Raw genomic sequence first — 10,409 nt, 5'->3', positions numbered from 1 at the left:
AGGCCATGCTCGGCGCTGGCGCGCCGGGTTTACTCGGGGGCTGCGCCCCCGGCGCACGGCTGGGCCGTGCTCCCCCATCACGCCCGGCTCGCTGGCGCTCGCACGGTCGGGCGGCGCTGGCGCGCCGGGTTTACTCGGGGGCTGCGCCCCCGAGAGCTGGGGCGCGCCTACCCTCCGGCCTGGTGGCGACTGTCTTGCCCGTCTACCTGGTCCACTGGGACGCACCTGAGTGGTGCGGGTCGGCGGCCCGGTCGTTGCTGGCCAGCGAGGGGGTCGAGGTGCGCCTCACGGTGATCGACAACGGCCAGCACCGGCCCGAGCCCCTGGCCTCCTTCCTGCCCGCGGGCACCCCGGTGGTGGCCTGCGGGGGGAACCGGGGCTACACCGGGGGGGCCAACGCCGCCCTCGACCACTGGGCGGCGCACCATCCCACCAGCGCGCTGGCTGTCATCGGCAGCCACGACCTCCACGTGGGGCCGTCCACCCTGGCCGACCTGGTGGCGGCCATGGAGGCCCACCCGAGGTGCGGCGTCATGGGGCCCGGGCTGGTGGCCCCCAAGGCTTCGTCGGGGGGCGTGGCCGTGGGCGACCGGTGGCTCCAGGTCCCCCTGGAGGGGGCGCCCACACTGGCCGTGCGCGACTGGGCCAACGGAACGTGCCTGCTGCTGCGCCGGGCGTGCGTGGACGAGGTCGGGCGCTTCGACGAGCGCCTGGGCTCCTACCTGGAGGACGTCGACTTCAGCCTGCGGGCCCGCGACCAGGGGTGGCAGGTGCTGGTGCTCACCTCGGCCCCCGCCTGGGGGCTGGGTTCGGTCAGCGAACGGGCCTCGACCGACAAGGGGGTCAACACCGTGCTGCTGGCGGCCAAGCGGCGGGGGCTGCGGGGGGCCGGGGTATGGACCACCCGGCTGGTTGGGCGCTCGGTCCTCGACGGCGTGGGGGCGGTGGCCCCGTGGCGGCCGGCCCAGGCCCGCGCCCGCTCGGCCGCCCGGGCCCGGGACCAGGCCCGGGTGCTGGCCCGCCTGGCCCGGGACCGGCGCCGGCTGGCCGCCATGGCCGGCGGGGGGCCATCGGGGACCGGCCCCGGCCCGCTCCGGTAGCCTCGGGCCGGATGTCCGACCCGCATAGATCCTTCCCCCACGGCACCGGCCCCCAATGAGCGTCAACCGCACCAGGGTGGGCGAGGTCGACTGCGGCGCCCCCGAGCTGTTCCTGATCGCCGGTCCGTGCGTGATCGAGGACGAGCCCCTGATGATGCGTACGGCCGAGGCCCTCCAGGGCATCGCCGGCCGCCTGGGCGTGCCCCTCATCTTCAAGTCGTCGTTCATGAAGGACAACCGCAGCTCGGTGGAGTTCTACTCCGGCCCGGGCCTCGACGAGGGCCTGGCCGTGCTCGGCAAGGTCAAGAGCGAGCTCGGCCTGGCCCTGCTGACCGACGTCCACTACCCCGAGCAGGTAGGGCCGGTGGCCGAGGTGGTCGACGTGGTGCAGATCCCCGCCTTCTTGGCCATGCAGACCTCGCTGGTGACGGCCGCGGCCCGCACCGGGCGGGCGGTCAACCTCAAGCACGCCCAGTTCCTGGCCCCCGAGAACATGTCGATGCCGGTCCGCAAGATCGAGGCGGCTGGCAGCCGGGAGATCCTGGTCACCGAGCGGGGTTACACGTTCGGCTACAACGACCTGGTCGTCGACCCCCGCAGCTTCCACCTGCTGGGCGAGCTGGGCTACCCGGTCATCTTCGACCTGACCCACAGCATCCGCCGCTACGGCATCCCCAGCCGCGACCCGGCGGGCGGCGCCCGCCAGTTCCTGCCCGTGCTGGCCCGGGCCGCAGTGGCGGCCGGGGTCGACGGGCTGTTCATGGAGGTGCACCCCGAGCCCGCCTCGGCCCTGTGCGACGCCGCCAGCCAGTTCCCCCTCGACGAGCTCGAGGAGTTCCTCAAGCCGCTGCTCGAGCTGCACGCAGTCGTGTCCCGCACGAGGAGGTAAACGCCATCGACCTCTACCTCGACTCCGTCGACTTCAACGAGATCGAGCAGGCCTTCGAGCTGGGCGTGGTCAAGGGCCTGACCACCACGCCCACGTTCATGCGCCGCCACGGCATCACCGACATCGACGGTGCCATCGTCACGCTCTCCAAGCTGGTGCCCGAGCTACAAGTCGAGGCCCTGGGCAACACCCACACCGAGATCGTCGCCGAGGCCCACCGCATCCTCGACCTGCCGCTGGGCTCCGAGCCGGTCTTCAAGGTGCCGATCTCCAACCAGGGGGTGCGGGCCTGCCACGACCTCACGGCCGAGGGCCACCGGGTCAACCTCCACCTCGTCTACACGCTCAACCAGGCCTACATGGCCATGGCTGCGGGCGCCGCCTTCGTGTGCCCTCTGGCCGGTCGCCTCCAGGACCAGGGCCACGACGCCATCGGCCTGTTCGACCAGTGCGTGAAGATGGCCCGCGACCACGGCTACGGGGCCAAGGTCATGTTCTCGTCGGTGCGCCACGCCGAGCACGTGCGCCAGGCCATCCTGGTCGGGGCCCACGTGTGCACGGCGCCCTGGAGCGTTATCAAGGCCCTGTGCGACAACGAGCTGACGGCCCGGGGCACAGCCCAGTTCCTGGAGCACTCCCGGCTGGTGATGACCAAGGTGCGCGAGGTGATCCGCGAGGCCAACCCGGTGTGCACGTCCGACGACACGGTCATGGACGCCCTCGTCAAGATGACCGAGTCCCGCCTGGGGGCGGTGGCCATCGTCGACGGTGCCCGCCACCTGGTGGGCGTGCTCACCGACGGCGACGTCCGCCGGCGCCTGCAGGAGTTCGGCCAGCAGACGCTGTCCAGCCCCATCGGGGCCATCGGGACGACCTCGCCCCTGTCGGTGAACGCGGCCGCCCCCCTGGTGGAAGCCGTCGAGCTGTTCCACGAGCACGACGTGGACAACGTGGTCGTGGTCGAGGACAACGTGGTGGTGGGCATCCTCGACATCCAGGACCTGATCAAGCTCGGCCTGCTGGGCTGACGCCCGCCGTCGCCCGTGCCCTCCGACGACCTGGCCGCCGTGGCCGCCCTGTTCGAGGCGGCCGGGGGCACGTGGGTCACTCCCCCGGCGGTCGTGGCCGAACGGCTGGCTGCGTGCCGGGCCCTGGTGCTCGACTGGGACGGGGTGTTCAACACCGGGGCCAAGGCGGCCGGGAGCCCCAGCGGGTTCAGCGAGCCCGACTCGATGGGCCTCAACCTGGCCCGCTACGGGCTGTGGCGGGCCCACGGGCGCCTGCCGGTCACCGTCGTGCTCAGCGGGGAGGACAACCCCACGGCCACCGCCTTTGCCACCAGGGAGAACTTCGACGCCGTCTACCTGGGGATGACCGACAAGCGCGAGCCCCTGCGCCACCTGTGCCAGGCCCACGGGATCGCTCCCGGGCAGGTGGCCGTGGTCTTCGACGACGCCAACGACCTGGCCCTGGCCGCCGAGTGCGGCCTGCGCTTTCTGGTGTCCCGGGCGGCGTCCCCCCTGCTGGGCCGCTACGCCGCCACGCACGGCCTGTGCGACTACGCCACGGCCAACGGGGGTGGCTCCCACGCCGTGCGGGAGGTGGCCGAGGTGGTCCTGGGCTGCCTGGGCCAGCACGAGGCCGTGTTCGCCTCCCGGGCCGCCTTCGACGCCGACTACCAGGCCTACCTGGCCGCCCGCCGCCTGACCGCCATCGCCCACCACACCGGTCCCATGTCGCTAGGGTCTGCGCCTCGATGACCGGGGAGACGAACGTCGTCGTGCACGTGGGCCTGCCCAAGACCGGGTCGACGGCCCTCCAGGAGGACTTCTTCAGCCGCATCCCCGACTGCACCTTCTTGACCCACGGGGGCCTCAAGCGGGGCGGCGTCTTCAACGCCCTCGCCCACGACATGATCGTGGCCGACGACGGCGACTACCCCAGGGCCACGGCCCGGGCCTACTTCGCGGAGGTCGCCCCCCGCCGACCGCTCCTGCTGGTGTCCCACGAATCGTTGAGCGGGGCCTACCTCAAGGGGTCGCCCGGCCGCGAGCGGAGCTTCGACAGGCTCCAGGACGCCCTGCCCCAGGCCCGGGTGCTGCTGTTCGTCCGCAACCAGGCCACGATGGTCCCCTCGCTCTACAGCGAGCACCTGCGCCGGGGCGGTTACAGCTCGTTCGCCGACTACTGCCGGGGCACGGCCCCCGAGTACGCCTTCGACCCCGACCGGCTCCACTACGACGAGTTGCTCGACGCCTGCCGCTCCCGCTTCGGGGCCGACCGGGTGCTCGTGCTGGCTCACGAGCAGCTCGTCCACGAACGCGAGGCCACGCTGGCGTCCATCTTGGAGTTCCTGCGCCCCGGCCTCTCGCAGGCGGGCCTCGCCAGCAGCCTCGGGCGCCGCAACCGGTCGCTGTCGAGCCGGGGGCGCACGGTCGTGCGCCACACCAACCGCCTGTTCGTGCGCTCGAGCGTGAACCCCCGCCCGGCCGTGGCCCCGGTACCCGGCGGCCGCAAGCTGGTGCAGGCCTTCTCCGAGGTGGTCGACCCCCTGCTGGCCAAGGCCCCGGGGGGAGTCAACGGCGCCGCCCAGGAGCCGGCCCTGACCGAGCTCCTGGTCCGCTACGAGGCCAGCAACGCCCGCTTCGAGGCCGAGAGCGGGCTGCCTATCGGGACGTGGGGCTACCCCCTCCCCCGCAGGTGACGGGCCCGCGCCGGCGGTGGTGATCGGCCAGAGGTTCGCGTGGGCCCACTTCCCCAAGACGGGAGGCGACACCACCTATCACTTGTTCGCCGTGGTCAAGGGCCTGGTGGTGCAGGCCGACGAGCCCCGTTCGCCGGCCAAGCACGCCCGGTTCCCCGAGCGGGCCGAGGACGTCAGGGGCAAGCTGTTGGTGATGAACACCCGGCGCCTGCCCGCCTGGTGCCTGAGCTACGCCCATCACCGCATCCGGGACACGGGCGGGCGGGGGCCGGTCGACCCCCGGGCGGTGGCCGCCATCGTGGACGAGATCCGTCCCGACGGAAAGCTTCGAGGGTTCACGGGTGACGGCCTGTTCCCCGTCGACCGGTGGCTGCGCACCGAGCACCTGGTGGACGACTTCCTCGACTTCGCGGCCTCGGTCGGCAACGTCAGCGGGCGGGCGCGCCGCAGGGCGATCGCCATCGCGCCGGCCAACACCAACCGCTACGAGCGGTCCTGGGAACGCTGGTTCACCCCCGCCCAGCTCGGCGAGCTGTACGAGCGCAACCCCCTGTGGGCCGCCGTCGAGCGGGCCGTCTACGGGGACCTGGTCACCCTCTGACCACCGTCATGGCGTGCGGGCGATGACCGAACCGCCGGCGCATAGCTCCCAGTGGGCGTCGACGAAGACCAGGCCGGCCCGGCCTGCGGGGGGGACCATGAACCCCGACCCGTAGACGTCGGCCACCGTCACCTCGATCTCCGCGGCCCGTTCCACCCGGTCGACGACCTGCAACGAGCCCTTGCCACCCTCGTAGACGATCACCTCGACGAAGTAGCGGCCCGGCACCAGGGGCAGTTCCGGCACGCTCACCTTCACCGTGTCGGGGCCGGCCGGGCCGGCCAGGGGCAGGGCCTTCATGCGGCTGTCGACCTTGAAGATGGTCACCCCCGCGTCGCTGACGAGCCGGACCGACACGACGTGGCGAGGCAGCGACACCCCCTGCACGCTGAGGCCGATGGTGAGCCCCTCGCCCATGCGCACGCTGGCCGTGGGTGCGCCCTCGGAGGTCTGCAGCTCGATCCGGCGCAGGACGGGCGCGACCGCGCCGCCCGGGCGGGGCACGCTCTCGAGGTCGAAGCTGCCCACCCCGTCGGCCATCGCCCGGGCGGCCCCGGCCAGGTAGGTCTCGATGGTGGCCCGGGTGTCGCCGTCGGCCACGACCCGGCCTTTGTCGAGGTAGATGCAGCGCGGGCAGAAGGCCTCGATGGCGGCCATGTTGTGGCTCACGAACAGGACGGTGCGCCCCTCCTCGCGCGCCACCTGGTCCATCTTGCCCAGGCACCGCCTCTGGAACTCGGCGTCGCCCACGGCCAGGACCTCGTCGACGATGAGGATCTCGGGGTTGAGGTGGGCGGCCACCGCGAAGGCCAGCCGCACGTACATACCGCTGCTGTAGCGCTTCACGGGCGTGTCGATGAACCGGCTGACCTCGGCGAACTCGACGATCGAGTCGAAGTGGCCCAGGATCTCGCGCTTTTTCATGCCCAGGATGGAGCCGTTGAGGAAGATGTTCTCCCGGCCCGTCAGCTCGCGGTGGAAGCCGGTGCCCACCTCGAGCAGGCTGCCGACCCGGCCGTGGAGCTCGACGCGCCCCGAGGTCGGTTTGGTGATGCGGCTGAGCACCTTGAGCAGGGTGCTCTTGCCCGCGCCGTTGCGCCCGATCACCCCCACGGCCTCGCCCTTGCCGATCTCCAGCGTGATCCCGGCCAGGGCCTCGAAGCGCTCCCGGTCGGCCCGGGCAAGAGGCCGCCGGGCCCGGCGCACGATGGCGTCGCTCAGCTTCGAGGGCTCGTTGCGACGGTGGGTGATCGTGTACGCCTTGCGCAGGTCGCGCACGACGATGGCCGTGGCCGCCTCAGATGACATCGGCGAACTTGCCCTCCATGCGTTCGAGCACGATGGCCCCGGCCACGAAGGCCACCACGGCCACGACGGCCGAGTAGGCCAGGAACGTCCCGTCGGGGGCCGACGTGCCCACCATCGACCACCGGAAGGCGTCGAGCAGCGAGGCCATGGGGTTGAGGTAGTAGAGGGTCTGGTAGCGCTCGGGCACGGCCGTGGCCGAGTAGGCCACCGGGCTGGCGTAGAGGAAGAACTGCATCATCACGGGCACGATCTGGGGCACGTCGCGGTACCGCACCGAGATGGAGGCCAGCACCGTGCCCGCCCCCTCGGCCAGCATGAGAGCCAGCAGCAGCCAAACCGGGAAGAGGGCGAGCGGGAGCCCGGGGTTGATGCCGTTGGTCACCAGCAGGACCACCATGACCGACAGGGCCACGACGAAGTCGAGCAGCACGACCAGCACCGAGGAGTACGGCAGCACCAGCCGGGGGAAGAAGATCTTGGCCACCAGACTGGCGTTGGCCACCATCGACGTGGTGCTGCGGGCGACGGTGGAGCTGAACGCGTTCCAGCACAGGAGCCCGGCGTAGGCGAACACGAAGAAGGGCACGCCCTCGCTCGGGAGCTGGGCCACCGTGCCGAACACGAAGCTCAGGATGCCGGCCGCCAGCAGGGGCTGGAGCACGACCCAGGTGGCCCCCAGGGCCGTCTGGCGGTAGCGCAGCTTGATCTCCCGCACGGCCAGGACGCGCACGAGGTCGCGGTGGTGCCACATGTCCCGTAGGTACTGGCCCAGCGGGGTGGGGCCCGCCTCGATGACCAGCGGGGGAGGCGGGCCGGGACCAGCCCCGGGGAGCTCGCTCATCGCGCCGGGGAGGCATCGACGGCCCCGAGGGACAGGACCGTACGGGCGAAGCGGTCCCACGTGCGGTGGGCCACCGTGGCCCTCACGTCCACCTCGGGACTGAGGTCGTAGGCGGCCTCGACCAGCTCGGCGAACCGCTCCACGGGAGCGCCGACATCGCACAGGAAGCCGTTGACACCGTGGTCGATCAGGTCGGGGGCGAAGCCGGTGGTGGTGGCCACCGGGACGGCGTTGGCCATCATGGCCTCCAACAGGGGCACCGGGCCCCCTTCAAGGCGCGAAGGCGACACGAACACGTCGATCTCGTCGTAGAAGTCGGGGTAACGCTCGTAGGCGCTCTGGCGGTACTCGAAGTTGGCCAGCCCGGCCAAGGCGGCGAAGCCGTCCCACTGCTCCCAACCCCGGCCCAGCAGGACGAACCTGCGGCCCGGCAGGGCCGCGACCAGGCCGGCCACCGTCTCGGGGCCCTTGCGAGGGTAGAAGGCCGAGCAGAAACCCACGGCCCCGCTCCCCCGCCGGTGCGGGCGGAACCGCTCGGGGTCGGCCCCGGGAGCCACCGTCGAGACCCGGGAGGGATCGACGCCGTCGGCCACCAGCGCCTCCCGGTGGGCCGAGGCCAGGACCACCACGTGGGTCGCCCGGTCGAGGGCACGAGCCACCGAGGCGGCCTTCGAGCGGGGGTAGGTGGGGTGGGTGAAGCACACCAGCGACCGGGCGGCCCGGCGTTCGAGCTCGTCGAGGTGGGCCAGGTAGAGCGAGAGGTGGGAGAAGAAGTAGCAGCCGGCGGCCGGCAGGGGGCCACCGTCGCCCGGGTCGAAGTGCAGGGCGGTGGGCCCCGCGGCCCGGGCCGCGACCTGCTGGCAGATGGTCTCCAGCACCCACCCGCGGTTGCGCTCGGCCACCACCAGCGCCAGGTCGAGGGGCGGGGCCGGCGGCCCGCCCGGGGCGTCGGCCCGGGGCCCCCCGCGGGCACGGACGCGGGCGCGGGCACGGGCCATCAGGGGTCTCACCGCCGGCCGCCGGCCAGGCGGCGGGCAGCCGCCCGGGCCTTGCCCTTGGCCCGCTGCACCGGGGTCAGCGGCGCCCGCCGGGGCGGGGCCGGCCGGTCGTGGTTGGGGATCAGCTCGGGCCGGCCCAGCTCGTGGCACAGCGCCACGAACTCCTCCTCGTGGGGCCCGAGGGTGAGGAAGGGGCCCATGCTGACCAGGTTGACCCCCCGCTCGCGCAGCACCGTCCGGGCTTCGGCCAGGCCCCGGTAGTACTCGCGGTAGCGGTCCTCGGGCCGCTCCCCCAGCCACGACGTGTGCTGGTCGTGGGCGTGGTGGTTGCCGAACAGGGCGGCGTTGTCGCAACCCACGAGCACGATGTTGCGCGCCCCCATGTTGGCCGCCAGGTTGACCGCCGGCTGGGAGATCGAGCTGAGCAGGTAGAGGAACTCGCCGGTCGGCCGGGCCAGCCACTGCGGCACCTGGCCGGCGTTGCTCTGGGCCGTGGTCGAGGTGTTCTTCTTGCCGTCGGTGCGGAAGAAGTAGAACCGTTCCTCGGCGTAGGCGATCTGCTCGGCCGTCAGGTTGCCGAGCTTCTCGTGCTTGGTCACCCAGGTGATCGAGGGCCGAGCGTGCTCCCCCTCCATGAGCTCGGGGATGTTCAGCTCGGGGTGGACGGTGATGGCGTAGTCGACGTCGACCAGCTTCCACGCCATGTTGAGGCCGATGGTCACCCGCCCGGCCAGCAGCTCCACGGGGAACACCCGCAAGCTCGGGCCGGTGCCCACCACGAAGATGTCGCTGCCGGGGTGGCGCCCGTAGAGCTGGGAGACCCCCTTGAGCCCCGGGTGGGCATTGCGCCCCGCTTTCGGCTGACCGGCCATGGCCAGCACGATAAACGGCCCCGATCAGGGCAAGAGCACGGCGTGGAAGCGGTCGCCCACGCCCAGCACGGCACTGGCCCGGGCCGGGTACCACAGCAGCCGGGCGCGGGCCGGGTCGTCGGCCAGGGCCTGGACCTGCTCGTGGGCGATCCGGCCCCGGTCCTCCAGCCGGTAGCCCCAACTGCGCACGATGTCGCGCGACGTGGTCTCGTGCAGGACCTGGACCTTCCCGAACCCGGCCCGGGCGGACAGCGACCGGACGTGGGCGGGGCGGAAGAGCGACAGGTGGCGGGGGTCGCTGTTGAACCACCGCCCCCGGAACAGCGCGGCCCACGCGCTGGCCCCGTTGGGCACGACCACATGGACCGCGCCCCCCGGGGCGGTCTTGCGCCGCAGGAGGGTGAGGAGCCCGAGGGGGTCGTAGACGTGTTCGAGCACGTGGTTGAGCCGCACCAGCTCGACGCTGGCGTCGGCCACCTCGGCGTCGAGCCGGGAGGCGGCCACCGCCCGGTGCCCGGCGGCCGCCACCGCAGCCAGCACCGAGGTCGTGAAGTCGACGCCGATGGTGTGGTCCCAGCCCTGGTCGCGGGCCCGGTCGAGCACGTCGGTCCGGCCGCACCCGTAGTCGAGGACGGTGGCCCCCTCGCCGGGCGGGGAGTAGAGGCGGGCCAGGGCCGGGGGCAGGCGGTCGGGCACGGCCCGGGCCACCACCTTGGGGACCAAGTCGAGAGGCCGGCGGGACTGGGCCCGGCTCAGGGCGGCCAGGGGCCGGGCCAGGGGGGGGACGGGGGCGGCCCGCAGCGGTCCCTGGGCCACGTAGGAGGCGTAGTCGTCGGGGTAGAGGGCGGGGGCGGCCGCCTCGGTGGGCCGCTCGGACAGGAAGACCAGCTTGCAGCCCCGGCAGCGCGAGTAGACGAACTGCTGGTCGACGAGCCGGTGCAGCCGGTCGCTGGCCACTGACCACCGCCGGAGCCGGCCACCGCCGCACGACGGGCACCGGTCGACCCGCTCGGTCTCTACGGTGGGGTGGCCGCCTCCGGGGCGAGGCGAGCTCACGAGGGAGAATCTGGCCCCCGCCGGCGGGCGTGTCAAGCTC

The 10,409-nt window shown here is 72.8% G+C and carries 11 protein-coding genes; 6 read left to right on the top strand and 5 right to left on the bottom strand.

The window, feature by feature from the left end:
- Positions 1 to 182: 182 nt before the first annotated feature.
- The 6 genes from AB1673_14175 to AB1673_14150 are packed head-to-tail and all read left to right on the top strand — an operon-like array spanning position 183 to position 5,294.
- Complete coding sequence (locus tag AB1673_14175) at positions 183 to 1,100, top strand: glycosyltransferase family 2 protein (protein ID MEW6155112.1); 918 nt, start codon at positions 183 to 185, stop codon at positions 1,098 to 1,100.
- Between the two features lie 55 nt (positions 1,101 to 1,155).
- Complete coding sequence (gene kdsA, locus AB1673_14170; protein MEW6155111.1) at positions 1,156 to 1,989, top strand: 3-deoxy-8-phosphooctulonate synthase; 834 nt, start codon at positions 1,156 to 1,158, stop codon at positions 1,987 to 1,989.
- Positions 1,990 to 1,994: 5 nt separating this feature from the next.
- Positions 1,995 to 3,017, top strand: coding sequence for a transaldolase family protein (locus tag AB1673_14165; protein ID MEW6155110.1), 1,023 nt, complete (start codon positions 1,995 to 1,997; stop codon positions 3,015 to 3,017).
- Positions 3,018 to 3,032: 15 nt separating this feature from the next.
- Positions 3,033 to 3,749: a phosphatase gene (locus AB1673_14160; GenBank protein MEW6155109.1), complete on the top strand. Its 717-nt coding sequence runs from the start codon at positions 3,033 to 3,035 to the stop codon at positions 3,747 to 3,749.
- Positions 3,746 to 4,693, top strand: a complete 948-nt coding sequence (locus AB1673_14155; protein MEW6155108.1) for a sulfotransferase — start codon at positions 3,746 to 3,748, stop codon at positions 4,691 to 4,693. The genes AB1673_14160 and AB1673_14155 overlap by 4 nt, the downstream gene beginning before the upstream one ends.
- A gap of 19 nt (positions 4,694 to 4,712) precedes the next feature.
- A complete protein-coding gene (locus AB1673_14150; protein ID MEW6155107.1) occupies positions 4,713 to 5,294 on the top strand; it encodes a hypothetical protein in 582 nt (193 codons plus the stop codon).
- Between the two features lie 6 nt (positions 5,295 to 5,300).
- On the opposite strand, the gene AB1673_14145 is transcribed toward AB1673_14150, so the two are convergent.
- The 5 genes from AB1673_14145 to AB1673_14125 are packed head-to-tail and all read right to left on the bottom strand — an operon-like array spanning position 5,301 to position 10,369.
- Positions 5,301 to 6,602, bottom strand: coding sequence for an ABC transporter ATP-binding protein (locus AB1673_14145; GenBank protein ID MEW6155106.1), 1,302 nt, complete (start codon positions 6,600 to 6,602; stop codon positions 5,301 to 5,303).
- Entirely contained in the window at positions 6,592 to 7,443 is an 852-nt protein-coding gene (locus tag AB1673_14140) for an ABC transporter permease (GenBank protein MEW6155105.1), read from the bottom strand. The genes AB1673_14145 and AB1673_14140 overlap by 11 nt, the downstream gene beginning before the upstream one ends.
- Positions 7,440 to 8,441 carry a glycosyltransferase gene (locus AB1673_14135; GenBank protein MEW6155104.1) on the bottom strand — a complete coding sequence of 334 codons (1,002 nt, stop codon included), beginning with the start codon at positions 8,439 to 8,441 and terminating at the stop codon, positions 7,440 to 7,442. Before AB1673_14135 ends, AB1673_14140 begins: the two co-directional genes overlap by 4 nt.
- 8 nt (positions 8,442 to 8,449) lie before the next feature.
- On the bottom strand, positions 8,450 to 9,313 hold the full coding sequence (locus tag AB1673_14130) for a hypothetical protein (GenBank protein ID MEW6155103.1): 864 nt from the start codon (positions 9,311 to 9,313) through the stop codon (positions 8,450 to 8,452).
- 24 nt (positions 9,314 to 9,337) lie between these two features.
- Positions 9,338 to 10,369, bottom strand: coding sequence for a class I SAM-dependent methyltransferase (locus tag AB1673_14125; GenBank protein MEW6155102.1), 1,032 nt, complete (start codon positions 10,367 to 10,369; stop codon positions 9,338 to 9,340).
- Between the last annotated feature and the right edge of the window lie 40 nt (positions 10,370 to 10,409).

This window comes from Actinomycetota bacterium (genome assembly GCA_040754375.1).
In the GTDB taxonomy this organism is placed as follows: Bacteria; Actinomycetota; Acidimicrobiia; order Acidimicrobiales; family AC-14; genus JBFMCT01.
The sequence above is the reverse complement of the archived record's forward strand: the minus strand, read 5'-3'. Positions and strand labels throughout refer to the sequence as shown.

Excerpts from the sequence above, each read along its gene's own strand:
- kdsA (MEW6155111.1), top strand. The coding sequence starts at position 1,156 with ATGAGCGTCAACCGCACCAGGGTGGGCGAGGTCGACTGCGGCGCCCCC.
- AB1673_14145 (MEW6155106.1), bottom strand. The coding sequence starts at position 6,602 with ATGTCATCTGAGGCGGCCACGGCCATCGTCGTGCGCGACCTGCGCAAG.
- AB1673_14155 (MEW6155108.1), top strand. The coding sequence starts at position 3,746 with ATGACCGGGGAGACGAACGTCGTCGTGCACGTGGGCCTGCCCAAGACC.
- AB1673_14140 (MEW6155105.1), bottom strand. The coding sequence starts at position 7,443 with ATGAGCGAGCTCCCCGGGGCTGGTCCCGGCCCGCCTCCCCCGCTGGTC.
- AB1673_14130 (MEW6155103.1), bottom strand. The coding sequence starts at position 9,313 with ATGGCCGGTCAGCCGAAAGCGGGGCGCAATGCCCACCCGGGGCTCAAG.
- AB1673_14135 (MEW6155104.1), bottom strand. The coding sequence starts at position 8,441 with ATGGCCCGTGCCCGCGCCCGCGTCCGTGCCCGCGGGGGGCCCCGGGCC.